Origin of the sequence: Sorangium sp. So ce321 (genome assembly GCF_051530195.1) — a bacterium.
Lineage (GTDB): Bacteria > Myxococcota_A > Polyangia > Polyangiales > Polyangiaceae > Sorangium.
The window spans coordinates 4,224,071-4,250,115 of the sequence record NZ_CP150329.1 but is presented as its reverse complement, the minus strand read 5'-3'; the positions used below and the strand labels follow the sequence as shown (position 1 = coordinate 4,250,115).

At 72.8% G+C, this 26,045-nt stretch carries 21 protein-coding genes; 9 read left to right on the top strand and 12 right to left on the bottom strand.

What is annotated here, in order from left to right:
• Positions 1-190: 190 nt before the first annotated feature.
• The 4 genes from meaB to WME89_RS16305 all read right to left on the bottom strand — a co-directional run bounded on the left by meaB (position 191) and on the right by WME89_RS16305 (position 6,030).
• Entirely contained in the window at positions 191-1,189 is a 999-nt protein-coding gene (meaB, locus tag WME89_RS16320) for a methylmalonyl Co-A mutase-associated GTPase MeaB (RefSeq protein WP_438010067.1), read from the bottom strand.
• Entirely contained in the window at positions 1,186-3,843 is a 2,658-nt protein-coding gene (scpA, locus tag WME89_RS16315) for a methylmalonyl-CoA mutase (protein WP_438010066.1), read from the bottom strand. Before scpA ends, meaB begins: the two co-directional genes overlap by 4 nt.
• On the bottom strand, positions 3,836-4,297 hold the full coding sequence (locus WME89_RS16310; protein WP_438010065.1) for a VOC family protein: 462 nt from the start codon (positions 4,295-4,297) through the stop codon (positions 3,836-3,838). Before WME89_RS16310 ends, scpA begins: the two co-directional genes overlap by 8 nt.
• 233 nt (positions 4,298-4,530) lie before the next feature.
• Positions 4,531-6,030 (bottom strand): M14 family metallopeptidase, encoded by a 1,500-nt coding sequence (locus WME89_RS16305; RefSeq protein WP_438010064.1) that lies wholly within the window; start codon positions 6,028-6,030, stop codon positions 4,531-4,533.
• A 214-nt stretch (positions 6,031-6,244) separates the two neighbouring features.
• Between WME89_RS16305 and WME89_RS16300 the strand changes: the two genes are divergently transcribed.
• The 4 genes from WME89_RS16300 to WME89_RS16285 all read left to right on the top strand — a co-directional run bounded on the left by WME89_RS16300 (position 6,245) and on the right by WME89_RS16285 (position 9,749).
• Positions 6,245-6,880 carry a rhomboid family intramembrane serine protease gene (locus WME89_RS16300; protein ID WP_438010063.1) on the top strand — a complete coding sequence of 212 codons (636 nt, stop codon included), beginning with the start codon at positions 6,245-6,247 and terminating at the stop codon, positions 6,878-6,880.
• Between the two features lie 156 nt (positions 6,881-7,036).
• A complete protein-coding gene (locus WME89_RS16295; RefSeq protein WP_438010062.1) occupies positions 7,037-7,693 on the top strand; it encodes a uracil-DNA glycosylase family protein in 657 nt (218 codons plus the stop codon).
• 412 nt (positions 7,694-8,105) lie between these two features.
• Positions 8,106-8,426: a hypothetical protein gene (locus tag WME89_RS16290; protein WP_438010061.1), complete on the top strand. Its 321-nt coding sequence runs from the start codon at positions 8,106-8,108 to the stop codon at positions 8,424-8,426.
• Positions 8,427-8,939: 513 nt separating this feature from the next.
• Entirely contained in the window at positions 8,940-9,749 is an 810-nt protein-coding gene (locus WME89_RS16285) for a class I SAM-dependent methyltransferase (RefSeq protein WP_438010060.1), read from the top strand.
• Positions 9,750-9,910: 161 nt separating this feature from the next.
• Here the strand turns inward: WME89_RS16285 and WME89_RS16280 are convergent, their stop codons facing one another.
• Positions 9,911-11,005: an NADH:flavin oxidoreductase gene (locus WME89_RS16280; RefSeq protein WP_438010059.1), complete on the bottom strand. Its 1,095-nt coding sequence runs from the start codon at positions 11,003-11,005 to the stop codon at positions 9,911-9,913.
• A 316-nt stretch (positions 11,006-11,321) separates the two neighbouring features.
• Here WME89_RS16280 and WME89_RS16275 point away from each other — a divergent pair, with 316 nt between their 5' ends.
• A complete protein-coding gene (locus WME89_RS16275; RefSeq protein ID WP_438010058.1) occupies positions 11,322-11,897 on the top strand; it encodes a TetR/AcrR family transcriptional regulator in 576 nt (191 codons plus the stop codon).
• A 252-nt stretch (positions 11,898-12,149) separates the two neighbouring features.
• On the top strand, positions 12,150-13,571 hold the full coding sequence (locus WME89_RS16270; RefSeq protein ID WP_438010057.1) for an RICIN domain-containing protein: 1,422 nt from the start codon (positions 12,150-12,152) through the stop codon (positions 13,569-13,571).
• Between the two features lie 37 nt (positions 13,572-13,608).
• On the opposite strand, the gene WME89_RS16265 is transcribed toward WME89_RS16270, so the two are convergent.
• The 3 genes from WME89_RS16265 to WME89_RS16255 are packed head-to-tail and all read right to left on the bottom strand — an operon-like array spanning position 13,609 to position 15,941.
• The gene (locus tag WME89_RS16265; RefSeq protein ID WP_438010056.1) at positions 13,609-14,283 is read right to left on the bottom strand and encodes a glycine-rich domain-containing protein; all 675 of its coding nucleotides are present in this window, start codon (positions 14,281-14,283) and stop codon (positions 13,609-13,611) included.
• 3 nt (positions 14,284-14,286) lie between these two features.
• Positions 14,287-15,300: a hypothetical protein gene (locus WME89_RS16260; protein WP_438010055.1), complete on the bottom strand. Its 1,014-nt coding sequence runs from the start codon at positions 15,298-15,300 to the stop codon at positions 14,287-14,289.
• Positions 15,297-15,941 (bottom strand): hypothetical protein, encoded by a 645-nt coding sequence (locus WME89_RS16255; RefSeq protein ID WP_438010054.1) that lies wholly within the window; start codon positions 15,939-15,941, stop codon positions 15,297-15,299. Before WME89_RS16255 ends, WME89_RS16260 begins: the two co-directional genes overlap by 4 nt.
• 253 nt (positions 15,942-16,194) lie before the next feature.
• Between WME89_RS16255 and WME89_RS16250 the strand changes: the two genes are divergently transcribed.
• Positions 16,195-16,350 (top strand): hypothetical protein, encoded by a 156-nt coding sequence (locus WME89_RS16250; RefSeq protein ID WP_436617348.1) that lies wholly within the window; start codon positions 16,195-16,197, stop codon positions 16,348-16,350.
• A 124-nt stretch (positions 16,351-16,474) separates the two neighbouring features.
• Here WME89_RS16250 and WME89_RS16245 read toward each other — a convergent pair whose 3' ends face one another.
• Positions 16,475-17,368 carry a LysR family transcriptional regulator gene (locus WME89_RS16245; RefSeq protein WP_438010053.1) on the bottom strand — a complete coding sequence of 298 codons (894 nt, stop codon included), beginning with the start codon at positions 17,366-17,368 and terminating at the stop codon, positions 16,475-16,477.
• A 158-nt stretch (positions 17,369-17,526) separates the two neighbouring features.
• Between WME89_RS16245 and WME89_RS16240 the strand changes: the two genes are divergently transcribed.
• Together WME89_RS16240 and WME89_RS16235 are read left to right on the top strand one after the other, a co-directional pair.
• Positions 17,527-18,813, top strand: a complete 1,287-nt coding sequence (locus tag WME89_RS16240; RefSeq protein ID WP_438010052.1) for an MFS transporter — start codon at positions 17,527-17,529, stop codon at positions 18,811-18,813.
• A 540-nt stretch (positions 18,814-19,353) separates the two neighbouring features.
• On the top strand, positions 19,354-19,509 hold the full coding sequence (locus WME89_RS16235; RefSeq protein WP_437626131.1) for a hypothetical protein: 156 nt from the start codon (positions 19,354-19,356) through the stop codon (positions 19,507-19,509).
• A 481-nt stretch (positions 19,510-19,990) separates the two neighbouring features.
• Here WME89_RS16235 and WME89_RS16230 read toward each other — a convergent pair whose 3' ends face one another.
• Genes WME89_RS16230 through WME89_RS16220 form a run of 3 tightly spaced genes read right to left on the bottom strand, consistent with a single transcriptional unit; the run spans position 19,991 to position 26,045 of the window.
• Positions 19,991-22,102, bottom strand: coding sequence for an ATP-binding cassette domain-containing protein (locus WME89_RS16230; protein WP_438010051.1), 2,112 nt, complete (start codon positions 22,100-22,102; stop codon positions 19,991-19,993).
• Positions 22,099-24,897 (bottom strand): ATP-binding cassette domain-containing protein, encoded by a 2,799-nt coding sequence (locus tag WME89_RS16225; RefSeq protein ID WP_438010050.1) that lies wholly within the window; start codon positions 24,895-24,897, stop codon positions 22,099-22,101. The genes WME89_RS16230 and WME89_RS16225 overlap by 4 nt, the downstream gene beginning before the upstream one ends.
• Positions 24,894-26,045 carry an HlyD family secretion protein gene (locus tag WME89_RS16220; RefSeq protein WP_438010049.1) on the bottom strand — a complete coding sequence of 384 codons (1,152 nt, stop codon included), beginning with the start codon at positions 26,043-26,045 and terminating at the stop codon, positions 24,894-24,896. Before WME89_RS16220 ends, WME89_RS16225 begins: the two co-directional genes overlap by 4 nt.

Genomic DNA, 26,045 nt, shown 5'->3' with positions numbered 1-26,045 from the left:
GCGGCAGCCTCCGGTCTGAATTTCAATTCTCCCGGCAGGTTCGCGGCAGCCTCCGGTCTGAGTTTCGATTCTCCCGGCAGGTTCGCGGCAGCCTCCGGTCTGAATTTCAGTTCTCCCGGGAGGCTGTCGGCAGCCTCCGGTCTGAATTTCAATTCTCCCGGGAGGCTGTCGGCAGCCTCCGGTCTGAATTTCAATTCTCCCGGGAGGCTACCGGCTCCCAGGCGTCGAGCAGCTCTCGCGCGGCGCGCAGCGGGCTCAGCGAGCCGGCCTCGACGAGGCCCTCCATCGCGGGCATCCGCTCGCGCACGGCGGCGCTGCGCAGGAACGTCTCGCGCAGCTGCCCCTCGATGAGCTCGTACAGCCAGCGGCGGGACTGCGCGGCCCGGCGGCGCCCGAGCCAGCCGCCGGCCTGCATGTGCGCGCGGTGGCGCAGCACGATCTCCCACGCTTCCCGGACGCCGCGGTTCTCCTGGGCCGAGCAGACGTCGACGACCGGCGTCCAGCCGTGAGGCGCCGGCGGGAACAGGTGCAGCGCGTTCTCATGATCGCGGCGCGACCGCGCGGCCCTGTCGGCGTTGTCGCCGTCGGCCTTGTTGATGATCACGAGGTCGACGACCTCCATGATCCCCCGCTTCACGCCCTGCAGCTCGTCCCCTGCCCCCGGGAGCATCAGGAGCAGGAAGCAGTCCGTCATGTCGGCGACCGCGACCTCGGACTGGCCCACACCGACGGTCTCGACAAGGATGTTGCGGTACCCGGCCGCCTCGCAGAGCAGGACGGCCTGGCGCGTGGCCCGCGCCACGCCGCCGAGCGAGCCGCCCGACGGCGAGGGGCGGATGAAGGCGCGCGGATCGCTGGCCAGCCGCGGCATCCGGGTCTTGTCGCCGAGGATGCTCCCGCCGTGAACAGGGCTGCTGGGATCGACAGCGAGCACGGCGACCGTCTCCGCCCGCTCGCGCACGAGGTGAACGCCGAGGGCGTCGACGAACGTGCTCTTGCCGACGCCGGGGACGCCGGTGATGCCGAGCCGCACGGCGCCGCCGCTGTGAGGCAAGCAGAGCTCCAGGACCTCCTCGGCGAGCGCCTGGTGGCGGGGGAGCGAGCTCTCGGCCAGCGTGATGGCGCGCGCGAGCGCCGCGCGGTCGCCCGCGAGGAGACCGTCGACGAGCTGCCTCGGGCTCGGCTTCAACCCTGGCGAGCCTCCTGCGCGGAAAGCCGCTCGATCAGCGTGCGGACGATCCGCGCCGCGGCGTCCGGGATGACCGTCCCCGGGCCGAAGACGCCGGCGACGCCGCGCTCCTCGAGATAGCGGTAGTCCTGCGGGGGGATCACGCCGCCCGCCACGACGAGGATGTCCCCGCGGCCGGCCTCCCCGAGCGCCTCGATCAGCTGCGGCACGAGGGTCTTGTGGCCCCCCGCGAGCGACGAGATGCCGACCACGTGGACGTCGTTCTCGACGGCGTGGCGGGCCACCTCCTCCGGAGTCTGGAAGAGCGGGCCTATATCGACGTCGAAGCCGAGATCGGCAAAGGCGGTGGCGATCACCTTCATGCCCCGGTCGTGGCCGTCCTGGCCCATCTTGGCGACCAGGATGCGCGGGCGGCGGCCCTCGAGCGCGGCGAACTCGCGGGCGAGCGCCTCCACGTCGCGGGCGGCCCCCGCCTCGCGGATCTCCGCGCCGTAGACGCCGCTGACCGTGCGCACCGGGGCCTCGTAGCGGCCGAAGACGCGCTCGAGCGCGTCGGAGATCTCGCCGAGGGTCGCGCGGCGGCGCGCCGCCAGGGCCGCGAGCTCGAGCAGGTTCCCCTCGCCTGTCTCGGCGGAGCGGGTGAGCGCGGCGAGCGACTCGCCCACGGCGGACTCGTCGCGGGCGGCCTTCACGGCGCGGAGCCGCGCGACCTGCGTCTCGCGAACCGCTGTGTTGTCGACCTCGCGCAGCTCGAGCGGCGCCTCTCGCTCCAGCCTGTACGCGTTCACGCCGACGATGACGTCGCGGCCCGCGTCGATGCGGGCCTGCTTGCGGGCCGCCGCCTCCTCGATGCGCAGCTTGGGCAGGCCGTTCTCGATGGCCTTGACCATGCCGCCGAGCGACTCCACCTCCTGGATGAACTGCCACGCTCGTCGCGCCAGCCGGTCGGTGAGGCGCTCGACGTGGTGGGAGCCGCCCCACGGGTCGATGACCCGGCAGACATCGGTCTCGCCCTGCAGCAGGAGCTGCGTGTCCCGCGCGACCTTGGCCGAGGAGTCCGAGGGGAGCGCCAGCGCCTCGTCGAGGGCGTTCGTGTGCAGCGACTGGGTGCCGCCGAGCACGGCCGCGAGCGCCTCGATGGCCGTGCGCGTGATGTTGTTGTACGGGTCCTGCTCGGTGAGGCTCCAGCCCGAGGTCTGGCAGTGGGTGCGCAGCGCCATGGTCCTCGGGTTCTTCGGGTGGAAGCCCTTCACGATCTTCGCCCAGAGGAGCCGCGCCGCGCGCAGCTTGGCGATCTCGGTGAAGTGGTCCATGCCGATCCCGAAGAAGAACGAGAACCGCCCGGCGAACTCGTCGATATCCATGCCCGACGCGATCCCGGTGCGCAGGTACTCGAGGCCGTCGGCGAGCGTGTAAGCGAGCTCCAGCTCGGCTGTCGCGCCGGCCTCCTGCATGTGATAGCCGCTGATGCTGATCGAGTTGAACCTGGGCGTCTTCTCGGCGGTATAGCGGAAGATGTCGGCGACGATCCTCATCGACGGTGCCGGCGGGTAGATATAGGTGTTCCGGACCATGAACTCCTTGAGGATGTCGTTCTGGATGGTCCCGGAGAGGAGCTCGGGCCTGACGCCCTGCTCCTCGGCGGCGACGATGTAGAACGCCATGATGGGGAGCACGGCGCCGTTCATCGTCATCGACACGCTCATCCTGTCGAGCGGTATCTGGTCGAAGAGGATCTTCATGTCCTCGACCGTGTCGATCGCCACACCGGCCTTCCCGACGTCGCCGACGACGCGCGGGTGGTCCGAGTCGTAGCCGCGGTGGGTCGCCAGGTCGAAGGCGACCGAGAGGCCGGTCTGCCCGGCGGCCAGATTGCGCCGGTAGAACGCGTTCGACTCCTCGGCGGTGGAGTACCCGGCGTACTGGCGGATGGTCCACGGGCGGACCACGTACATGCTCGTATACGGCCCGCGCAGGAACGGCGGAATGCCGGCCGAGAACCCGACGTGCTCGGGAGGCGCGGAGTCGGCGGACGGCGCCTCGCCCGGCTCGGGGAGCTCCGCCGCCTCGTCGAGCTGCCGCAGGGCCGAGCGCGCGAGGCTGCGCGTGAGCTGCTCGATGTACCAGGAGCCGGCCGCGGGGCTCTCGGCGGCGTCGAAGCGGGCCTCCTCGCGGAGGATGACCCGGGCGTTGCCGAGCAGGCGCTCGGGCGGGGCGATCACGAGGTCGTCCGCGCCGCCGGCCAGGGCCGCCATCATGGCGACGATGCCGCGGAGGAGGTTCTTGTGCGGCTCGTCGCCGGGCACGGCCGCCGACGGGACGATGGCGGTGAGGGTGGCGCCCGGCCGCAGGCGCTCGGCCAGCAGGCGCGCGGCGCGGAGGCGGGCGATCTCGAGGAAGTAGCTGCACCCCACCGTGAAGCGCAGCTCCGGCGCGCCGCCCCGGAGCTCGGCCACGAGCGAGGCCACGAGCGGGCCGCCCTCCGCCGGCGGGAGCGCGGGGCTGTCCGACGCGAAGAGCGGCGGCACGAGGAGCCCCTCGGCGCTCGCCCAGGCGAGATCCTCGGCGGTCTTTCCCTTGAGATCCCGCTCCAGCGCCTGCTTCCAGGCCCCGAGCGCGACCGGCGCGAACTCCGCGAAGAGCTTCTCATTCATGGGATTCATTGGACTGCACGACCTCGATGAGATGGCCGAACGGCGCGTCGTCGCGCGACCTCGGGTGCAGGAAGAAGATCGTCGTCCCCCGGGAGCCGGGCCGCGGCGCCGCGTCGATGATGCGAAAGCCCCTCGCCTTGAGCTCGTCGAAGGCGACCTGCACGTCGCGGACCCGGTAGGCGACGTGGGCGAAGCCCCCGCGGCCGCCGTTCTTGTCGATGAGCTTCTGGACGGGAGAGTCGGGCGAGAGGGGCTCGAGGAGCTGGATGAGGTTCTCGCTGTCGCCGATGCGGAGCAGCACCTCGCGGACCTGGTCCGTGCCCCGGACCTCCTCCCGGTGCACCTCGCGGAAGCCGAGCAGCTCGTACGCGTTCACCTGCGCCTCGAGCTGCCCGGCAGGCACGGCGATGGCGAGGTGGTCGATGAACAGAAAGCCGGGGATCTGGTCCTTCATGCGCTCTCCTGGGGCCAGCGGCGAGGTTCTAGAACACCAATCATGTTGAAACCCGGAGAATTTTCACAGGGCGGCGGGGAGGCGGGGAGGAAGAAGAAAAAGAATCTCTCCCTCTCGCCGTCTCTCGCTCGCCGCCACCTCGCCTCCCTGTGAAATTCCTGCTTTTTTTCGGGGGTTTCAACCCGTTTGTCGCTCTAGCGCAGCGCTCGGCCGCTGCAGATGATGGTCCTTGCTCACCGGACCCGCCACGCCGGGTGCTCGTCGTCGATCGCGGGCACCTCCACGAGGCCGTTCTCGACCGCGCCGTCGTCGCTCTCGGGCTCGCACAGGTACACGGCGATCGCGCCGAGCGGCTGATCCGTGTCGACGCGGGACCAGCCCTCGGGGGCGCGCCGCGCCTCCTCGCGCCACCGCACGGCCACCTCGCCGACCCGGGCCGCCTCCAGGATCGCGCGGCCGCCCTCGGCGCCCAGCGACGCCACCTGGGCGACCTCGACGTCGTGGACGCCCTCGGCCGGCGTCACGCGGAGCCCGTGCCGGCGCAGGGCCTCGGCGATGGCCGGCGGCACCAGGTAGGCCCGCGGCCGGTCCACCACGGTGGTCCCGACGAAGCGAGCATGGTGCGGGAGCCGCAGCGTGACGGGCGCGCCGTCGAACGTCCGCGGGCTGCGCGTGAGGATGTCGATCGGGGTCCCGGTCGGCTCGAGCCGGTAGCGGACCGCGACGCGGGCCGGCGGCCGCGCGCTCGCGGCGACGACCTCGCGGATGGCGTCCGCGTGCGCGGCGGCCCAGGAGAGGGTCTCGATCTGCCAGGCCGAGGCGGTCTGCACGCGCTCCTCGAACGGCAGGTAGCTGTAGCACTCGAGCAGGAGGTCGAGCCGGCCCGTGAGCCCGCGGTAGTTGGAGCCGAACCGCGGATGGTGCGGGTAGGTCATCCAGCCGAGCCCGACCGGCGCGGCGGGGTCGACCTCGCCGTCCGCGTCCAGCACGCGCTCGTCCTCGACGAAGTTGCCGTACCAGCAGCTGTCGAAGCCTCGCTTCTTCACCGCGGCGATCACGTCGGGCACGAGGCTGTCGCGCATCATCGCGATCGGCTCGGCGCGGCCGGACTCGACGGTGTGCGGCACGTCGACCGTCATGTGGAACCGGTGCACCGAGCCGTTCGTCGCGTGGTTGTCGATCGTGAGATCGGGCGCCCACGGGATGCACACGTGCTGCTGGAGCAGGCGCATCTCGGGCGCGGCCTGGCGGAGGTAGTCGCGGTTCAGGTTGATGCCCTGGCTCTGGGTGCGGGTGCCGACGACGGGGCCTGGCTGACCGGCGAGCTTCTTCAGGTCGAGGCGGCGGTTCTGCGGGTCGAGCGCGTCGTTGCCGTCCGGGTTGAAGAGCGGCACGACGAGGAGCACGAGCGTGTCGAGCCAGTCGGGGTGCCTGCCGTCGAGCAGGTCGCGGACGAGCGCGAGGCTCGCCTCCTTGCCCTCCACCTCCCCGGGATGGATCCCGTCGAGCATCAGCACCACGGGGCGCCCGGCGCGGCGCGCCTCTTCCGGGGAGCTCACGCCGTCCTTCGACAGCACGAGCAGCGGCAGCTCGCGCCCGCCGGGGCTGGTCCCGAAGGTCGTCACGCGCAGGCGCGGGTCGTCGCGGGCCGCGAGCGCGCGCGCGAACCGCATCACGTCCGCGTGCAGGGAGGTCTCACGGAACCCGGTGGCTTCGGCGCGGGTGAGCAGCATGAGGTCGAGTTCTACCCCGCTGCCCGCGAGGGCGGGCAGCTATCGACGCCAGGGCAGCGTCCGGGCGCCTGGTCCGCCGGCGCGGCTCCCCCGCGCCAGCGACGAGCTCGACATGCCCGGCTTCACGATCGCGGGAAGACCGCGCGCGCGTGGCGGTTGCACGAGCTAGGCTTCGGTCGTGGGCTCCTCTGCACGGGGCTCGCGAGGGATCAGGATGAGCACCATCGAACCCAGGTCGATCACCCGTGAGCTCAAGCTCCATGCGGCGCTGCTCGGGGGCTTCGTCGCCCTCCTCTGGAGCATCGAGATCCTCGATGCCGTCGTCTTCCGTGGATCGCTCGATGCGCTCGGGATCCGCCCGCGCACGGTCCCGGGCCTCGTCGGCATCGCGCTCGCGCCGCTGCTCCACGGCGGCTTCGCCCACCTCGCGGCGAACACGCTGCCCTTCGTCGGGCTCGGCTGGCTGATCATGCTGCGCAAGAAGCGCGATCTCCTCCTCGTGACGCTCGTCGCGGCCCTCGTGGGCGGCCTCGGCGTCTGGCTCCTCGGGGCCCCCTCGTCGGTGCACATCGGCGCGAGCGGCGTGATCTTCGGCTATTTCGGCTTCCTGCTCCTCCGCGGCTGGTTCGAGCGGAGCGCCCTCTCGATCGCGCTGTCGCTCGTCGTCGGCCTCGTCTACGGCGGGATGATCTGGGGCGTGCTCCCCACGCGGCTGGGAATCTCCTGGGAGGGCCACCTGTTCGGCTTCCTCGGCGGCGTCCTCGCGGCGCGCCTCCTCGGCGGCCGCCTGCGCGCGCAGGCGGCCCGCGCCGGAGCACGCCCGCTCGCCGGCCACCGGCTGCGCGGATGAGCGCGTGCGCTCCGCGGACGAGCGCGCCGGCGCGGTGCGGAGGAGCGCGCCTGCGCGGCGGCGGCGTGGAGGAGCGATGAGCGCGCTTGCGCGGCTCGCCCCTTCGCCTCATCCCACGCTGGTTCGATGAGCCCCCCTGCGGTTCGCCTTTCTGTCATGAGCGCGGAGGAGCGGCTCGCCGCGCTGCATCGCGAGCTCGAGGCGTGCCGGGCGTGCCCGAACATGATCGGCCCCGTCGTCCACGGCCCGGCGGTCCCCAGCCGGATCCTGCTCATCGGCCAGGCGCCGGGCCCGCGCGAAGGCAGCTTCGGCCGTCCGTTCGCGTGGACGGCGGGCCGCACGCTGTTCCGCTGGTTCGAGGGGGCGCTCGGCGTCGGCGAGGCCGACTTCCGGCTGCGCGTCTACATGTCGGCCGTCGCGCGCTGCTTCCCGGGCAAGGCCAGGGGCGGCGGGGACCGGAAGCCGGATCCCGAGGAGATCCTGCGCTGCCGGACGCACCTGGAGCGAGAGGTCGGGATCCTCGAGCCGCGGCTGATCCTGCCGGTGGGCGGCCTGGCGGTGGAGCAGGTGCTCGGCCACAGAGGGCCGCTCGCGAGCGTGATCGGCGAGGTGCGCCGGGCGCACTACCACGGCGTGGAGGCCGACGTCATCTGCCTGCCGCACCCGAGCGGCGCGTCGACCTGGCACAAGACCGAGCCGGGGATCTCGCTCCTGCGACGCGCGCTCCGCCTCGTCGCGGAGCACCCGGAGACCCGGAAGACGTTCGCCAGCGCCTCCCCCGCGGCGCCCGGCGAGCCGCCCTGTTCGCCCTGAAGGAGGCCTTGCCCGGGGAGGGGCGGACACCGCCGGGGAGGGGCGGACACCGCCGTCCGTGTAGCCCACGACGGCATGACGGGGGCCTACGGACAGCGCCTGAGGCTCGCGAGACACGCCGGACGCGCCGCGCCCCGCACACCCTCGTCTCCCGACATACCCAGATCGCGTCGCTGCCGCCGGACGGATTGTCATTCTGGCAGGATGCGCCATTCTACATGCGGCCGGCGTGTCCACTTTGGCAGAGCGGGACCAGAACCCCCGCGATCCACGCGATGCGACGCCGATACGGCCAGCTGCCGGCTGCTGGCATGAGGCTCGCATTCACTGCAGGCGTCGCGAAGACGCTGGCAGCGCCGGACATCACCGGACGCGCGGCGAGCGGGCGCTGGACGACGAGGCAGGTAGCACCATGATGCAGACTCTCCGGAAGATGAACGAAGGCAGCCTCCTCCAGCGCACCATGCTGCATATCGCCCTGTTCGTCCTCGGGTCGGCGAGCGTCGTCGCGCTGGCGAGCGTGCTCCTCGTGTCGACCGCGAAGGCCTTGCTGCCGCCTCACGACGCGACAGACACGGGCGCCGACAAGGCGAATCAGGAGCAGGACGAGGAGTCGGGCGGTGACTCGAGCTCGCCCGAGGCGGCGGCGGGCACCGCCGGCTCCAGGGCGGGGACGAAGGCGCTCGCGCAGATGCGCGTGGCGAATCGCCGCGATGACGCGGTCGCGCGGTGAGCGTCGCGTCACTCCCCCGCCCCGCGCGCGAGAGCGCCAGGGAGACCCACCCGACACGCGAGCGGCCCTCTCCCACAATCTCCCTGCTGTAGGTTTCTCCTCCTTCTCCGAGCATCCTGCGACTGCCACACGCATCGCGCAGGGCAACACACACAGCTGCCGAGGGCGCCGATTGACGGCCTGTCGCTTGCCGCTGCTGGCCTGGGCGGGCGCGCCTGCGCCGAGGGTTGAAGTCGTCCTGCCACACGGCGCGACACGGTGAGTCGCCCCGATGCCGTGGAGAGCGTGGAGCTTTGTCCCGGTGTGCGCGGCCTGGAGCACAGGCGCCGAGTCGCAGCCCGCGGCAGCGTCGTGGGGGCCTGGCGGTGGTCCTGGAGGTGCAGAGAGGCCTCCCCTGCGTCCGTGCGCGGCGTCCGTTGCGGCCATCTGGGTGTCGGTCGGCGGAGCCGGGGATACCGCGCCGGAGCTCGGCGGCTGGATCTGCTCGGCGCGTCCGTGATAGCACCGCTGCGGATGACGCAGCCCCCGAGCCCCCTCGCCACCCCCGTCGCATGGGACATGGTCGCCGACGATTACGCGGTCGACATCGTCCCGCACTTCGAGAAATACGCCGCCGACGCGCTCCGGCTCGCGGACGTCGAGCCGGGCGCCCGCGTGCTCGACGTGGCTTGCGGGCCGGGCACGCTGTCGCTGCTCGCCGCGGGGGAGGCGCGCGTCACCGCCATCGATTTCGCCCCCGCGATGGTCGAGCGGCTGCGCGAGCGCGCCGCGCGCGCGGGGCTCGCGGTGGACGCCCGCGTCGGCGACGGCATGGCGCTGCCCTTCGAGGACGGCTCGTTCGACGCCGCCTTCTCGATGTTCGGGCTGATGTTCTTCCCCGATCGCGACCGCGGCTTCCGCGAGCTCTTCCGGGTGCTGCGCCCCGGCGGCCGGGCCGTCGTCGGGAGCTGGACGCCGATGGACAGGGACCCGATCGCGGCGGAGCTCTTCTCCGCCATCCGCGCCGAGATGCCCGGGCTCCCGTTCGGCGAGGGCAAGGCGCCGCTCGGCGACCCGGACGAGTTCCGCGCCGAGATGGAGGCGGCGGGGTTTCGAGACGTCTCGGTGCGCGAGGTCGCGTACGAGATGGAGGCCGCCTCGACCGAGGAGCTCTGGGGCACGATGCGCCGGAGCAACGCACCGCTGGTGCTGCTGCGGGACAAGCTCGGCGCCGAGCGCTGGGACGAGGTCGGCCAGGCGATCCTCGCCAGGCTGCGCGCGCGGTTCGGCGACGGCCCTCAGCGCGTCTCGATGGCGGCCAACCTGGGCGCCGGCGCGCGGTAGCGCCGCGCCCGCGGGTTCGTTCGCGATTCCGTGACGGGGAAGAGAATTTGAACCACAGAGGCACAGAGGCACAGAGGCACAGAGTTTCTTCTTCTCTCCTCTGTGCCCTCTGTGCCTCTGTGGTTCAATCACTCTCATGAATTCAGGGACGAGCTTGCCTATCAGAAGTACTGACCGAGGCTCTCCTTGGTGAAGCGCTTCAGCTCCGAGGTGCGCCCGGTCCTGATCTTCTCCACCCAGGCAGGGTCGTCGAGGAGGGATCGCCCGACCGCGACGAGATCGAAATCGCCGCGCTCGAAGCGGCGCGCGAGCTCACCGATGCCCTGGGGCCCGGAGCTCTCGCCGGCAAAGGCCGCCACGAAATCACCGGAGAGGCCCACCGAGCCCACGGTGATGGTGGGCTTCCCGGTGATCTTCTTCGCCCACCCCGCGGCGTTCAGATCGGAGCCGGCGAACTCGGGCTCCCAGTAATGCCGCTGGGAGAGGTGGAACACGTCGGCGCCCGCCTCTGCGAGGGGCAGCAGCCATTGCTCCATCTCGTTCGGCGTCTTCGCGATCTTGAAGTCGTAGGCGCCGACCTTCCACTGCGACAGACGGAGGATCACCACCATCTCCGGCCCGACGGCCTCTCGAACCGACCTGAGGACCTCCACGGCGAAGCGATTGCGCTCGCCGATGGTCTTCCCTCCGTACTCGTCGGTGCGCTGGTTCGTCACCTCGTAGAAGAACTGATCGATGAGGTACCCGTGGGCGCCGTGGATCTCGATGGCGTCGAAGCCGAGGCGCTTCGCGTCGGCCGCCGCCTTGCCGAAGGCCCGCACCGTGGCCTGCACGTCTTCACGAGACATGTTCGCGGGGCCCTCCAGATCCGCGGGCTGCTCGAGGCCGTTCCCATTCCGATGCGCGAGGCCGACGTGCCACAGCTGCGGGGCCATCTTTCCCCCCTCCGCGTGCACGCGGTCGATGACCTTCTTCCATCCATCCAGCGCTTGCTCGCCGTAGAAGTGCGGGACGTCGCGGTAGTGAAGCTTGCCCGGCCGCTCCACGACCGTTCCTTCCGACAGGATCAGCCCGACGCCGCCGGCGGCGCGCCGCGCGTAGTACTCGACGTTCAGCTCGCTGGGCGCGTTTCCCGGCGAGCGCTGGCGCGTCATCGGCGCCATGACGAACCGGTTCTTGAGCGTCAGCCCCTTGAGCTGGAATGGCTTGAAGAGCGCGCTGACGTCCTCGTTCTTCTCTGGATGCTCGCTCGTCATCTCTCTGTCCCTTCTCCGATCCTCTGCTCGCTGCTCGCGTCACCGCGCCGCGACCCGGAGCGCCCCTGGCGCTCCGGTCACGCGCGCGACGAGGAGCCGCCGCCTCTTCCCGAGAGCCGCCGCTCGGCGCGCATCGCGCCTTGCGCGTGCCAAGGAGCGCGAAACCAACTGGATGGTTTAAAAGCTAGAGGCCGGCCTCAGCCTTGTCAAGCGGGCGAAGCGGCGAGCGGTGTGCGGTGGCTCCCCGCGCGAGGGTTGAAGGGATCCTGCGCTCTTGCCCGGGCATCGGTGAGGGCTTTATCCTGAAGATGTACTGATGCCCTACGATTCGGCGGCGACCAAGAAGAGGCTCCTCGACGCCGCGCTCGATGAGTTCGCGGAGCGAGGGCTGGCCGGCGCGCGTGTGGACCGCATCGCCGAGAAGGCCTGCGCGAACAAGCAGGCCATCTACGCCTACTTCGGCTCGAAGGAAGACCTGTTCCGGTGCGTGCTCCAGGAGCGGTGCGAGAGCGCGCTCGAGGCCGTGCCCCTCGACGCGTCGGACCTGCCGGCCTTCGTCGCAGGCGTCTTCGACTACCTGGTCGAGAACCCGAAGAGCGTGCGGATGATGCTGTGGCGGCAGCTCGAGCTCCCCGACGAGGCGGAGCACGACGCGGTGGCCGCCAAGGTGCAGGCGCTCGCCGCGGCCCACGAGCTGGGTGTGCCGCCGAGGCAGTGTGCCGAGGACCTGTTCACGATCCTCCTCGGCCTGTCGATGGCGTGGTTCACGTGCGCCCCTGGCCAGCAGGCCGCGAAGGGAGCCGCGGCGCAGCAGCGGCTACATGCCTTCAGGCGCTCGCTGATCGCGTCGACCGACGCGATCGTGAAGACGATGACGAAGAAGAAGCGATAGAGAGGTCGACCTCGGGAGCGCTCTCCGGGATCGCCCCTGCGTGGCGGCGGGCGATCCCGCAGATCGCCCCTCGGCGTGAGGGGGCGATCCCGCAGATCGCCCCCGCTCCTCCCGGATCTCGGCGAAATCACAGGAGAATTGGCGCGGCCTCGTCGCGCGCCCGGCGCGGCCCAGCAGGAACGCGACGTGCAGTGTCGCCTCCACGAGAGGCGCCCCGAGATCCAGGGCGCACCGCAACGACGAGGAGGGCTCATGGCTCGCAAGATCCAGGTGGGTGGTCTGGCGCTGGCGCTGGGGTGGACCCTGCTGCTGGGGGGGTGTCTGGTCGCCGACGACGAGACGGCGTTGACGGAGGACAGCGCCGAGGACTCGGACGCGGTCATCGTCTCGAGCATCACCGAGGGGGACTATGTCATCCGCTCGGTCGCCACGAACAAGTGCCTCGACGTGCCCTCGGCCAGCACCGCCGACGGGACGCGGATGCAGCAGTGGACCTGCAACGGCTCGAGCGCGCAGAGGTTCCACATCTCGCCGACCAGCGACGGCTACTGGAAGATCGTCAACGTCAACAGCAACAAGGCGCTCGACGTGCGCGACGTGAGCACCGCGCCGAACGCGGTCATCCATCAATGGACGTACGTCGGTGGCGCCAACCAGCAGTGGAAGCTGGTCAATCGCGGGGGCACGGAGTTCAGCATCCACGCGCGCCACACCGACCAGGTCGTCGACCTGGCGTGGGGCAACGCCGCGGACGGGACGGACATCCTGCAGTACCCCTATGGCGGCACCACCAACCAGCGCTGGACGCTCGACAGGGTGAGCGGCGGTGGCGGCGATACCTCCACCGGCGGCGCCCGCACGCTCAAGATCATCAACAACTGCTCGGCGCCGATCTGGGTCGCCCACTCCACCAACGTGGAGGGCGCGCAGAACGTCAAGCTCACCCGCGGCGCCGCGTACACGTACAACGTGCCCGAGGGCGGCATCAGCGCGACGCGCTTCTGGCCGAAGACCGGCTGTGACGAGAGCGGCCGCAACTGCACCACGGGCGACAGCGTCGCTCCCTGCCCGGCCGGCGGCTGCCAGCCGCCGTTCGAGTCGAAGTTCGAGGCCACCTTCGCGGCCAAGGGGGGCGCGGCCCAGACCTGGTACAACCTCAGCCAGGTGGACGGCTATACCCTGCCCTTCAAGGTCGTCCCCAGGGGCGTCGGCGCCGAGCAGGGGAGCTGTATCACCTCGGACTGCTCCCGGCTGTCGCTGGCGCAGTGCCCCGGCGACGAGGATCTCGGCAACGGCCAGTTCCCGGCGTACGCGCACCAGGACCTCCGGGTGCGCGACCGGAACGGCGTCGTGGTCGCCTGCATGGCACCGTGCAAGAAGTGGAATTACCCGGCGCCCTGGGGCCTCGGCCAGCCGGAGAGCGCCGATCCCGGGCTCCACCTGTGCTGTCCGACGCCCATCGATCCGGCCACGGGGCAGTGCACCGCCGCCAATGCGTGCATGACGTCGGACGCGTGCCGGAACACAGCGGATCCGCGCAGCGTGGAGCACACGGATTACGTGCTGCGGATGCACGAGATGTGTCCCACGGCGTACAGCTACGCTTACGACGACGCCGCGGGGCTCCACGCCTGCTCGTCGGAGACGAGCTTCGAGGTCACCTTCTGCCCTTGATCGACGGTCTGCGCTGCCCGCGGCGCTACACCGCAGGCTACGGCGCGACGCGGAGCGTGCGCGACGCGACGAGCGCCTTGCAGAGGGCGATCCGGTCGTCGAGATCGAGCCCGGGGAGCTCGCGCACGTAGAAGATGCCGTGCCGGGCGATGAAGCGCAGCGCGGCCTCACCCCAGGCGTCGATGCGGACGAGCACCGCGTCGCCGTCGACCAGCTCCGCCTTCCCGTCCTTCAGCCGCACCGACACCTCGCGATCCCGGATGACGCGCCGCGGGCCGCACACGGACGCCGCGTCGTTCCACACCTCGGGCGGCGGCTCGCCGTAAAGGGCGCTGTACGCGGCCACGAACTCGTCCCACGTCGCCTCGCGGACCGCGTGCGTGACCGGCGCGTTGCCGGGCGCGTGGTGCAGGAAGCGGCCGAAGAAGCGCTGGCAGAAGTCGGCATACTCGATCGTGAACAGGACGAACTGGTGCCAGGCCTCGTCGACGCGCAGCGAGAACATGGGATAGGCGCGGGTGCGGTCCGACTCGACGAGCCAGAGATAGCGCGCGAGCTCCCGGAACAGCACCTCGGCCTCGTGCTCGGTGGCCACGGTCTTGTTCATGAGCAGCTTGGAGATCACGAAGGGCGCCCGGTACGCGAAGAGATCGGGCCGCCTGCGCGCGGGCGAGGTGCTCGACGTGGAGGGTTCCGTGTGCATGAGTTCCATGGGTCAGTTCTCCTGGGCTTCGAGGGGCTGAAAGGTCCCCCAGTCGACGAGCGCGCGGGCGAGCGCGAGCTGCTCCGCCTCGGCGAGACCGGGGATGTCGCGGGGTCGGAGCTCGCCGGCGACGGAAAGCGCGCGGAGCGCGGGCGCGGCCCACGCCTCGACGCGGAGCAGGGGCTGCGCGCGACCGCCGCAGCGCGCCAGGAGCTCGGCGCGGCCCGCGTCCGACGCCACGTCGAGGTCCACGCCAGGCCACCTGCGCGCGAGGACCGTTTGCGCGTCGAGGTCCTCTGTCCGGCCGCCCGCGCGGGCGGCGCGCCGCCGGGTCCCGGCGTCCCCGCGGGCGTGGAGGCGCGCGAGGAGCGCGGCGGCCGCCGGGCCCCGCCGCGCGAGGGCGTCGATCTGCGCCCGGCGCACGCACTCCCGCTCGTGCGAGAGGAGCGCCGCCGAGAGCGCATCTTCCGCGGCGGCCCGCGGCGCCGGGGGGCTCAGCCCCTCGATGGGGCCCACCTGCTCCTCGAGCACGGGACCGTCGTGAGGGCCGAACAGGTGCAGCGAGATCGACCAGCTCCGGGTCGGGTTCCGCGGGTCGTGGATGCACGGCCCGTGGATGTGGCCGACCCGCCCGGCCTCCGCGGAGAACAAGCGCTTCGGCACGAGCCGCCGCGCGCGCACCGTCTCTTCCAGGTCGAAGGTCGCCACGTCGAGCGCGTTGTGGAGCACCGCCGTGACCGTCCAGTCCGAGTGCTCGTGCGCGCCGGCCGCGCGCCCCGGACGCCAGTACGCGAACGCCATGCGGACACCGAGCTCGGGAATCACGTGGAACGGCGCGAGGTCCGGCGCGCCGTCCCGCCGCTCGATCTCGAGCGCGAGGAGCTCCAGCGGGAGCTCGTCGTCCGAGAGCCCGGCCCGGACCGCGCCCTCGACCGCGCGGACATGATCGCGCGGCGGCCGGGTGCGGTCCGCGGCGCGCGGGAAGTCGAGTTGCCCGAACAGGGCGGTGAGCTCGGCGAGCCTCATGGCGCGATCCGGAGGATGTCGCCCTTCACGAGCGGACGGCAGAGCGCCACGCGGTCGCCGTCCTCGAGGCCGGGGAGCTCGCGGACATAGAAGTGGTCGCAGTCGACGATGAACTGCAGCGCTTCCCTCGCCCACGCGTCGATGCGCAGGAGGACGCGCGGCGGCTCGAGCGACCACACCAGCTCCGCCATCCCCTGCTCGACCTGCACGAAGATGGGGCGGCCGAACTTGACGCGGATGAGGCGCGTGTCGAGCGTCACCGCGAGCTCGTCTCGCCACGACTCCGAGATGGGCCCGAACAGCGCCTCGTACTCTGCGCGGTACTGGGCGAAGGTCATCTCGGGGCGCGCGCCGAGCTCGCCGCGAGGGGCGGTGTTGGCGGTGTGGTGGACGAACTCGCCGAAGAAGCGGTGGCCAAAGGCCGAGTACTCCTCGGTGAAGAGGACGAACTGGTGCCAGACCTCGTCGATCCGCCGGGAGAACATGGGGACCTGACGGGATCGGTCCGCCCGGCAGACGAAGATGTACTTCTTCACCTCGTCGAAGAGCCGCGCCGCCTCCTCGCGGGAGGAGGCCATGCGGTCCTTGACGAGCTTCTCTTCGAGCCACGGCGCACGGAAGGAGAGCAGCTCGGGGATCATCGACGTTTCCATCACCGGGAGCTCGCTGCGAAGTCCGTGCCGCGCGCTTGAGCGCTGCGCGCCTCGGCCGAGCACGGCGCCAGGGAAGGTCGGTTCCCTAGCCGCTGCCCCAATTGGGAAAGGGGTTGCCCAACCCGCCCGAGCGGGGCCGTTTCACCGCGAAAACCGCGGTGGCACGGCCGCTGCACTAGCCCTCATCGCACGACGTCGAGTGCGCAACTGAAAATAACCAACCATCCACGGAGCGATCACCATGAGCGAGCAGATCAAGATCGAGGTCGAGGGCGAGATCGAGCAGAAGCAGGACAAGATCGAGGAGCGCCCTGCGCGCCTGACGGTCGAGGTCCCCACGGACCTCCAGGCCGGCGCCAACGTCGTCTGTACCTGCCCGCCCGGCTGCTGCTGCTGACAAGCCCGCGAGGAGCCGCGGACCGCTGCCCGCGGCGAACGGCTCCTCGAGCATGACGGCACGACACGACCGCGAAGGCCCGCGCTGCGAAGAGCAGCGGCGGGCCTTTCGCGTTTGGACCGGCTCAGCGCGCCCGGGCCGGGCGGCGGGCGAGATCCGCCTCGATGAGCGCCCGGAACGCCGCGACCGCGGGGTTCGGCTGATCGCGGCGCCACATGGCGCCGACACGCCAGAGCGCCTCCGCCGGGGGGAGCCGCAGCGCCGCGACCCGCGCGCTGCGCCCCTTCATCGCCGACGCCGGCACCAGGGCGACACCGACCCCCGCAGCCACGAGCGCGAGCACGGTGGCGAGATCGCGCGCCTCCTGCGCGACGCGCGGCCGGAAGCCGAGGTGCGCGCAGACGCGCAGCACGTGGTCGTAGAAGCTCAGCGACACGGCGCGGGACACCACGACGAACGGCTCGTCGCCGAGCGCGCGCAGGCCGGCCGCCTCGATGGCCGCGGCGCGCCCGCGCGGCACCGCGGCCACGAGCCTGTCGCGCACGACCGCGAGCGACGCGAGGTCGGGCGGCGCCGGCAGCCGCGCGAAGCCGAGGTCGAGCGCGCCGGCGCGCAGCGCCTCGAGCTGGGCGGGCGTCGACATGTCCTGGAGGTCGATGTGCACGTCCGGAGCCCGCTGGCGGAAGCGCACCACGACGCGCGCGACGAGCGCGGCGCTCGTGACGCCGAAGCCGAGCCGCAGCGCGCCGGCCTCACCGCGCGCGATCCGCCGCGCGCGCGAGAGCGCCTGGTCGGCGTCGCGCAGGAGCGCGCGCGCGTCGTCCGCGAACTGCCGGCCCAGCGCCGTGGGCGCGACGCCGCTGCGGCCGCGCACGAAGAGCGCCCCGCCCAGCTCGCCCTCGAGCTGCTTGAGCTGCTTGCTGAGCGCCGGCTGGCTGACGTGCAGCGCCCGCGCGGCGCGCCCGAAGTGCAGCTGCTCGGCCAGCGCCGCGACGGCCCGGAGGTGGTGGAGGTCCATTCGATTCCTCCAGGTTATCGAACCCGGCTCGAGATGTCATTGGACGCATCGAACGCACGACCCCAACTTCTGGACAGGCAGAGTTCCCGGGGGAGACGCGACCAGGCGCGTTGCCGCGTTAGCCGCGCGCGAGGGGCCTCTCACCGCCGAGGAGACCTATGGAACCAGGGTTCGTGATCGAGACCGATGGGTTGCTTGCGCCCGCGCTTCCCGGCCGGGGCGGAGGGGCGACTCGCCGCCGTCCCGGTGCGGCGCCGGCGCGCCCTGCGCCGCGCTCCGCGCCGCCCCACCTGCGGGCGGCGCGCATCGGCGTCGGGGCGACGTTCTTCGCGTACGGCGCGGCGTTCGCCAGCTGGATCGTGCGCATCCCCTCGGTGCGGGAGGATCTCGCGCTGAGCACGGCGGCGCTCGGCGGCGCGCTGTTCGGCGCCTCCGCGGGCGCGCTCGTCGCGATGCCGCTGGCCGGCTGGCTCGTCGAGCGCGCCGGCAGCCGGACGCTCATCCGGGTCGCGCCCCTCGCGCTCGGCGCGGCGCTCGTGCTGCCCGCGCTCGCGTCGAACCTGCTGGAGCTCACGATCGCGCTCGTCGCGATGGGCCTCGCGGGCGGCGCGCTCAACCTCGCCGTCAACGCGCAGGGCACCGCGGTCGAGCGCGCGTACGGGCGCCCGATCTTCGCGTCGTTCCACGGGCTGTACAGCCTCGGCGGGCTCGCCGGCGCGGCGGTCGGCGGCGCGCTCATCGGGCGGGGCGTCCCGACCCTGGCCCACCTCGCGGCGGCCGGCGCGGGCATCGCCGCGCTGGCGTGGTGGGCGACGCGGCACGCGCTCTTCGTGGTTGCCGCGCCGGAGGCCGGGCCCGCCACCGCTGGCAGCCGGCCCGGCCTCCGCGCGCTGGCGCCGGTCGGCGTCATCGCGTTCTGCGTGCTCGTGGGCGAGGGCGCCGTCGCCGACTGGAGCGCTGTCTACCTGCGCGACGTCGTCGGCGCCTCGCCCGCGGCGGCCGCGGCCGGCTATGCGGTGTTCTCGATCGCGATGACGAGCGGCCGGCTCGTGGGCGACCGGCTCGACGCCGCGCTCGGGCCGCGCCGGCTCGTGTACCTCGGCGGCCTCGTCTCGGCGCTCGGGCTCGGCCTGGCGCTCGCGGCCCCGGGCTTCTGGACGGTGCTCATCGGCTTCGCCGGCGTCGGCGCGGGGTCGTCGGTGGTGTTCCCGATCGCGCTGCGCGCCGCGAGCCGCGACGGCGGCCCCGGGTCCGATGCAGCCATGGCGGCGGTCTCGACTGCAGGCTTCCTCGGCTTCCTGATGGGTCCGCCGCTCATCGGCCTCACTGCGTCTTACGTGTCGCTGCGCGGCGCGCTCGTGTGGGTTGTGCTCGCGAGCGTTGTGATCGCCGTCCTCTCGCCCGCCGTGCAGCGGCGGGCCGGGGCGCTCGCCGCCGGGCAGTGACCGCGTTCCCGCGGAGAGCCCGCGCCTGCCGGGCGGCGGCGCTCGGCAAGCTCTCTGGGTCCAGACAGAGGGATGTCGGGATGGCATCGGGCAGGATCCTCTTCCCGGTCTCGTTCTCTCAGGGCTTGTGATGAAGGTGGGGGCCTCCGACAAGGCGGAGCTCCGGGAGGCTCGAGGGTGGCAGCCCTCGAGCCTTCAACGTTTCGGCGGGCGCAACGGCCACGACGCGGAGGCGACTGCCTGGCGCCCTGGCGCCCTGGCGCCCTGGCGCCCTGACGCCCTGGAGCCCTGACGCCCTGACGCCCTGACGCCCTGACGCCCTGGGGGCTCGTATCCTTGGTCCGCGCAGCAAGCCAGGGAAGGTCACTTCCCGAGCCGCTTCCCCAACTGGGAAAGGCGTTGCCCAAGGAGAGCCGCTGGTTGCCCGAAGGAGGCCGCTGCAGCGCGAAAACCGAGGTGGCACGACGGCTGCACTAGCCCTCATCGCGCGACGCCGAGTCCGCAACTGGAAATAACCAATCAGCCTACGGAGCAATCACCATGAACGAGCAGATCAAGATCCAGGTCGAGGGCGAGATCGAGCAGAAGCAGGAGAAGGTCGAGGAGCGCCCTGCGCGCCTGACGGTGGAGGTCCCCACCGATCTCCAGGCCGGCGCCAACGTCGTCTGTACCTGCCCGCCCGGCTGCTGCTGCTGACAAGCCCGCGAGGGGCCGCGGACCGCTGCCCGCGGCGAACGGCTCCTCGAACATGACACACGACCGCGAAGGCCCGCGCTGCGATGAGCAGCGTCGGGCCTTTCGCGTTTGTAACGCGCGGAACGATGGCGAGACAGGCCTTCGCGATGGCCGATCCGATCGCTACGCCGCCGCTGCGATCACCCGCCTCAGTCGCCGGCCGCTGCCGCTGGTTGGACGCGCCGGACAGCCATCAGGATGTTTGACGCGCTCCCGGAGGGAGCCGTTCGACGCGCTCCCGGAGGGAGCCATTCGACGCGCTCCCGGAGGGAGCCGTTCGACGCGCTCCCGGAGGGAGCCGGCGAGCTCCGCCAACCGCGACGACGCTCGGCCCAGGGTGAGCGTCGAGGCAGCTTGACCATCGCTGGTCCCGTGAAGGCGACACGCCCTCGGAGCCACTGTTCGTCGTGATCGCGGGGAGGGCCGATGCGTGAGTGCTCGCTCAGGGGTGCGCGATGACGACCAGCGCCGGCGCCCTCTCGAGCACAGCCCCCACGCACTCGCGGGCCGTCAGCGGATCCAGCGCGCCGAAGCTCTCGTCGAGGATCACCGCGTCCGCGCGCTGCAGCAGCGCGCGCGCCAGGAACAGCCGGCTCCGCTCACCATGTGAGAGCTGCCACCCCGTCTCGCCCACGACCTGATCGAGCCCCGACGGCATCCGGTCGAGCAGCGGCCCCAGGCCGAGCTTGCGGCAGACGCTCTCCGCCTCTCGCCGGTCCTCGGGCGACGCGGGCCACGCGCGGCCCATGAGCAGGTTGAACGCGAGCGTCCCCGAGAGCACGTGGTTGTCGTGGAACTGCGGCGCGCTCGCGACGCGGCTACGCCACGCCGCGCCGCCCAGCGTCCGCCGATCGAGGCCGCGGAGGAGGACGAGGCCTGACGCCGGCGCATGGAGGCCGCTGAGCACGCCGGCGAGCGTCGACTTGCCGCCGCCCGAGCGTCCTTCGAGCAGCAGCCGGTCGCCCTTCGACAGGACCAGGCCGCAGTCGCGGAGGACCGGCTCGCCGCCCTCCCCGTAGCGAAACGACACCCCCCGCGCCTCCAGGACCACGTCCGACGTCGCGGGCCGCCCGAGCACGGCCTGCGGGATCCCGGGCGGCTCGCGGTCCGCGGCCGCCGTGAAGAGCCGAGCGATCGAGCGCCACGATACTGCGGCGGAGAGCAGCGCCCCGAGGCTCGTCGCCAGCATCGCGAACGCCGCCTGCGCCTGGAGAATCCCGCCCGTCGCCACCACGAGCGGCCCCACGCTCACCCCGCCGAGCACCGCCGGGACCAGCCCGAGCAGCCCGAGCGCGAGCCACCCGCGCGCCGGCAGCGACGAGAGCAAGTCGCCCACCCGGTCCATCGCGCGCGACGCGACGTGGTACCGCTCGAGCACCGCGTCCTCCTCCACGTGGTGCAGCTGCGGGAGCTCCTGGGCAACGCGCGTCCGGTGCCCGACGACGTTCTCCACGAAGCCGCTCGTGATCGCGAACCGCTCGCGCGTCCACGCCGCCCGCTGCCGCGCGAACCGCCGCGAGAGCAGCGCCACGGCGAACGCCCACCCGAACAGCAGCGCCACATGCAGCCCGCCGCCCGCGCCCGCGGCGAGGACCACCGCCGCGCTCGCGAGCTGCACCACGCCGACGATCGCCCCGAGCGCGCCGCCGAGCCCCGCCGTCTCGACCGCCTCGGACTCGGAGACCATCGCCAGGAGCGCGCCCGACCCGCGCGTCCGGATCGCGGCCGGATCCAGGCGGAGCGCGCCGCAGAGCAGGCGCTGCTTGAGGAGCGCGGCGACGTCGATCGTGAGCAGCCCGCCCGTCCACGACGCGAACAGCTGCACGAAGATCGCCGAGAGCGACAGGAGCACCCACGCGACGAGCCACCCCGGCTGCACGTCGCCCTCGAGCGCGCCCGCGCCGATCAACCACCACGCGAACACCCCGAGGGCGATCTGCAGCGCGGCGGCGCCCAGGAAGACCGCGCCCCGGCGGAGCACGCCGCGCATTGACAGCAGGCGCCGGAAGCTCGACCCGGGGTCAGCGCGCAGCAGCCACATGCCGCTGATCGGCTTATCCGCGACGAGCTGGGCGAGCAGCTCGGCGCGCGCCCGCGCCGCGCGCCGCGGCGAGACGCGCGCGGCCGCGAGCCATTTGTCCACGTGCGACGCGGGCCGGTCCTCGAGGTGGGCCGACAGCGCCCGCCGCACGGTCTCCAGCGGGACCCGCGCCCGCGTGAGCGCCGGCGTCAACACCGAGAGGCCCCGCCCGCTCGCGGACGTCACCGCCAGGTAGCCCTGCTCGACGCGGACGATCGACGGCCCGAGCGACGCGATCGCGCGCGGCAGGTCGGCGAAGCTCGACTCGACCGCCTCCGCCTCGACGCCCATGCAGCCCGCGTACGCCTCGATCCACGCGGTGGGGTCGCTCTCCGGCGGCGCGCCGGGCGACGCCGCCGCGCCGCTCGCGAGCCCGCACGCGGCCGTGAGCGCGCTCATCGCCTGCCCGAGCGCGGCGGGCTCCCACGCGACAGCGGCCAGCGCGGCCGCGCGATCGGTCTCGTCCGCCTTCATACAGCCTCCTCGAGCAGCCGCCCGCTCTCCATCGTCGCGCTCCGGAAGCGCCCCTTCGACCACACCTCGTCGCGCGCCCGCGCATCCGCGTCGGCCAGCGCGCGGTATCTGCTGCGCGCATCCTCCATGAGCTCGCGCGGCGCGCCGTCCTCCACCACCTTGCCGCCCTCGATCACGAGCACGCGATCGAACCCGAGCGTGTCCATGACGTCGTGGCTGACGAAGATCAGCGTCGCGCCCCGCCAGTGCTCGCGCGCGCGGGCGAGGAGCGCCCGCCGCCGCTCGCGCTCCAGCCCGCGGAACGGCTCGTCGAGGAGCACGAGGCGGGCGTCGCCCTTCATCAGCGCCCGCGCGAGCCGCACGCGCTGCCCCTGCCCTCCGGAGAGGCGCGCGCCGCCCTCTCCGATCGCCGCCTGCAGCCCGTCGGGCAGGCTCTCGAGGACGTCGGCCAGCTCGGCCTGGCCCATGGAGTGCGGCACGCGCGCGAGGGCGTCACCGGCGTGGCCGAAGGTGATGTTCTCGAGGAGCGTGCGGTTCCAGAGCTGGATGGCCGGATCCACCCACGCCGTCCCGCGGCGGAGGCGCGCGAGCGCCGCGTCGTCGAAGGGCCGCCCGTCGACGAGGACCTCGCCCCGCGCCGCCCGGAGCCACCCGAGGAGCAGCGAGAGCAGCGACGACTTCCCCGCGCCCGAGCTCCCCACGATCGCGACGTGCTCCCCGGCCGGGACGCTCAGCGACACGTCAGACAGCAGCGTGTGCCCGCCCGCCTGCACGCTGACGCCCCGCAGGTCGATCGACGCGCCGCCGGCGCTGCCCACGCCGCCCGCGTCGCCCGGCGCGGCGCCCTCGCCCGGCGCGGCGCCCTCGCCCGTGTCGCGGGGCATGTCCATCTCCGGCGCCGCCAGCGGCGCGAAGAGGCGCACGGACGCGTTGCGCACGTTCTTCCAGCCGAGGAGCGCCGCGACGAGCTCCTGCGCCATCACGGGCAGGCGCAGCGACCAGAAAACGAGCAGGAGCAGCGCCGCCGGGGGCCCGCCGGAGACGACGTATCCGCCGACGATCGCGACCGCCACCGCCGTGCTCGCGAGCCCCTGGACGGCCTGCATCGCCGTCGACTGCGCGTGCACGAGCCGGCCCGTCCGCGCCCACTCCACGAGGAGCGCCTCGTGCTCGCGCCGCACCGCCCGCTCCGCGCCGTGGACCCGGATCGGCACGACGCCGAGCAGCGCGTCGAGGTAGAACCGCTCGAGCGACGCCGCGTGCGTGCGCAGCCGCATCAGGCTCTCGACGAGCGGCCTCCGCGCGAGATACGGGGCGACCAGCGCGACCGCCGCCGCGACGAGCGACAGCCGCGCCCCGCCCGGGTAGAGCCAGAGGACGCCGAGCAGCGTCGCCGCGAACGACAGCCCCGCGCGCGCGATGCGCGAGAAGAGCGCCGGGGCCTCGCGCATCAGGTGCATCGCGTGCCCCCGCGCGGTCATGTCCGAGGTGGGCCGGCTGCGCAGGTAGCGGTCCTCGAGGCGCGGCAGCTTCTCCAGGAAGGCCGCGCGGAAGCGCACCTCCAGGGCGCGGCCGAGGCGCGAGACGGCGTGGGCCGCGAAGAGCTCGAGCAGGAGGCCCCCGGCGGCGAACGCGACGAGCGCGAGCAGCCCGAGCGCGCGCTGGTAGTCGACGGTGATGTGCTTCACGGCGTCGAACAGCCCGCGCAGGACGACAACGTCGATCGCGGCGATGGCCGCGCTCGCCGCGAGCGCCACGAAGACGAGCGCGAGCGCCCGGCCCGCGTCGGCGCGCAGCATCCAGAAGAAGAGCCGGGAGGGCGACGGCGTCGGCAGCTCGAGCTCGCGGCGAACGGGCGCCGGGAGCACCGCTGTCGCGACAGCGCGCGGCGCCTGCTCCGCCGGCGGGACCGGTGGCGCCGCGCTGCCGCGGTAGCTCGGCGGCGGCGGCGTGCGCTCCAGCGTCGCCGTGCCGGCCCCCGCGCCCACGGCGGCGCCCGCCCCGACCGCGCCGCCCTCGCGCTGGGCGAAGTGCACGATGACGGCCCCGTGCACGAGGAGCTTCCCCGCCCCCTTCCCCTCCGTCGCCCAGAAGAACCCCTTCGGGATCGCGCCCGCCTCCCCGGCGAGCGCCCGGTCGAAGACGCCCTCGAGCACACGCTGCGCCTCGCCCCCGCGCGAGATCGCGCCGCCGCGGACCAGGCGCGCCGCCATCCGCACCGCGGCGTCGAGCGCCGCGAACGGCCGCCACCCCGGGTCGGCGTCTGCCCGGCGGATGAGCGCCTCCCCGCCCGCGCCCGACACGCCCAGCGCGCGCAGCTTCGCGCGGAGCGGCCCGAGCGAGTCCTCGGACGACACCCACCGCCGCCACCGCTCGATCGAGATCGGGATGGGGAAGTGCGGCATGTCCTCCATGAAGCGCTCGCCGTGCACCCAGCGGCGCCCGCTGCCGGGGTCGAGGATCTGGACGAACGGCCCGAGCCTGCGCCAGACGACGACGAAGTGCAGCGTGTCGCCCGCGCCGCGCTTGACCACGATCGCGGGGAGGCAGTCGGCCTCCGGCAGCAAGAAGCTGTCGTGCGGCACCACCATCTCGGCGGTCGCGAGCCCGAGCTCCTGCCCGAGCGCGGCGAGCGCGTCGATCGACGTCCCGTCGACGTCCGTCTGGCACCTGTCGCGGAGCCACTCGTAGTGCACGTCGACGCCGAACCCCTGGAGCACGGCCTTGAGCGCGGCCGGCCCGCAGTCCATGAGCGACGTCTGCAGCACCTCGGGCACGAGGAACGCGCGCTTCATCGCGGACCTCCCGGCGCCACGGCGCGCAACAGCAGCGCCCACGGGGAGACGCGCTCCACCTCGACCTCGGTCGTCCCCGGCATGCCGTGCTGCACCGGGATCGACGCCGCGCTGTCCGGCCGCACCAGGAGCTCGACGCGGATCGCGCCGTCGAACGGCTCGCTCGCCACGTGGGAAACCTCCCCCTCGAGCATGCCGAACTGCGTCCACGCGAACCCGTCGAGGCGCATCCGCGCCTTCTGGCCGGGGACGATGCGCCCGACAGCGTCGGAAGGCGCGAAGAGCGCCACCGCGTGCACGTCTTCGCCCGGCACGACCGTCGCCACGACGTCGCCGGGCTTCAGCACGTCGCCCACCTGGAGCGCGGCGATGTTCCCGAGCTTGCCCGCGATCGGCGCGCGGATCTTCCGCCGCTCGATCTGCGCGAGCGCCGTGTGCACCGCGGCCTCCGCCGCCCTCTGCTCGGCGAGGAGATCGCCGAGCGAGCGCTCGAGCTCGGCGACGTGGGCCGCCGCCTGCCGCTCGTCGTGGCGCCGCGCCACCGACAGCCGGTGCAGATCGGCGCGCGCCCCCTCGGCCTTGAGGAGCTCGTCGGCGGCGCGCGTCTTCGCCTGCAGGTGATCGGCCTTCGACGCGAGCTGCTCGTCGCGCAGCCGCTCGGAGATGGCGCGGAGCTCCTCGCCCTGCGCGGCCGCGAGATCCCGCTGGCGCAGGTCGATCCTGGCGCGCGCGATCGAGGCGTCGGACAGCCTGTCCTGCCACGCGCGCACCTCCTCCTCGACGGCGATCTGGCGCCGCACCGCCTCGAGCTTCGGCGCGAGCACGGCCACCTTGGTTTGCTCCTCCTCGAGGCGCTTCTCCTCGACGGCGGCGTCCAGCTCGACGAGCACCTCGCCCTGCTCGACCGCTCGCCCGAGCTCCACCCGGACGACCGACACGCGCCCCGGCTCGGCGGCGGCCACGCGGTGGGCCATCCGGCTCACCTCCAGGCGCGCCTTCGCTGTCGTGGCGTAGACCGAGACGCGCGCCGCGTGCATCCAGGCCGCCCAGGCGCCGAGCACGGCGAGGATCACCGCGAGGCGCATCCAGGTCCTCGTCCCGCGCTCGATCTCGAGCGATCGCATGGTGCGGAGGAACGGCGAGGCCAC

Bases quoted from the DNA above. Each gene is read 5' to 3' on its own strand.
- WME89_RS16245 (WP_438010053.1), bottom strand. From the start codon at position 17,368: ATGGACCTCCACCACCTCCGGGCCGTCGCGGCGCTGGCCGAGCAGCTG.
- WME89_RS16240 (WP_438010052.1), top strand. From the start codon at position 17,527: ATGGAACCAGGGTTCGTGATCGAGACCGATGGGTTGCTTGCGCCCGCG.
- WME89_RS16255 (WP_438010054.1), bottom strand. From the start codon at position 15,941: ATGATCCCCGAGCTGCTCTCCTTCCGTGCGCCGTGGCTCGAAGAGAAG.
- WME89_RS16270 (WP_438010057.1), top strand. From the start codon at position 12,150: ATGGCTCGCAAGATCCAGGTGGGTGGTCTGGCGCTGGCGCTGGGGTGG.
- WME89_RS16225 (WP_438010050.1), bottom strand. From the start codon at position 24,897: ATGAAGCGCGCGTTCCTCGTGCCCGAGGTGCTGCAGACGTCGCTCATG.
- scpA (WP_438010066.1), bottom strand. From the start codon at position 3,843: ATGAATGAGAAGCTCTTCGCGGAGTTCGCGCCGGTCGCGCTCGGGGCC.
- WME89_RS16230 (WP_438010051.1), bottom strand. From the start codon at position 22,102: ATGAAGGCGGACGAGACCGATCGCGCGGCCGCGCTGGCCGCTGTCGCG.
- WME89_RS16295 (WP_438010062.1), top strand. From the start codon at position 7,037: ATGAGCGCGGAGGAGCGGCTCGCCGCGCTGCATCGCGAGCTCGAGGCG.
- WME89_RS16310 (WP_438010065.1), bottom strand. From the start codon at position 4,297: ATGAAGGACCAGATCCCCGGCTTTCTGTTCATCGACCACCTCGCCATC.
- WME89_RS16300 (WP_438010063.1), top strand. From the start codon at position 6,245: ATGAGCACCATCGAACCCAGGTCGATCACCCGTGAGCTCAAGCTCCAT.
- WME89_RS16265 (WP_438010056.1), bottom strand. From the start codon at position 14,283: ATGGAACTCATGCACACGGAACCCTCCACGTCGAGCACCTCGCCCGCG.
- WME89_RS16250 (WP_436617348.1), top strand. From the start codon at position 16,195: ATGAGCGAGCAGATCAAGATCGAGGTCGAGGGCGAGATCGAGCAGAAG.
- WME89_RS16235 (WP_437626131.1), top strand. From the start codon at position 19,354: ATGAACGAGCAGATCAAGATCCAGGTCGAGGGCGAGATCGAGCAGAAG.
- WME89_RS16260 (WP_438010055.1), bottom strand. From the start codon at position 15,300: ATGAGGCTCGCCGAGCTCACCGCCCTGTTCGGGCAACTCGACTTCCCG.
- WME89_RS16305 (WP_438010064.1), bottom strand. From the start codon at position 6,030: ATGCTGCTCACCCGCGCCGAAGCCACCGGGTTCCGTGAGACCTCCCTG.
- WME89_RS16275 (WP_438010058.1), top strand. From the start codon at position 11,322: ATGCCCTACGATTCGGCGGCGACCAAGAAGAGGCTCCTCGACGCCGCG.
- WME89_RS16285 (WP_438010060.1), top strand. From the start codon at position 8,940: ATGACGCAGCCCCCGAGCCCCCTCGCCACCCCCGTCGCATGGGACATG.
- WME89_RS16290 (WP_438010061.1), top strand. From the start codon at position 8,106: ATGATGCAGACTCTCCGGAAGATGAACGAAGGCAGCCTCCTCCAGCGC.
- WME89_RS16280 (WP_438010059.1), bottom strand. From the start codon at position 11,005: ATGACGAGCGAGCATCCAGAGAAGAACGAGGACGTCAGCGCGCTCTTC.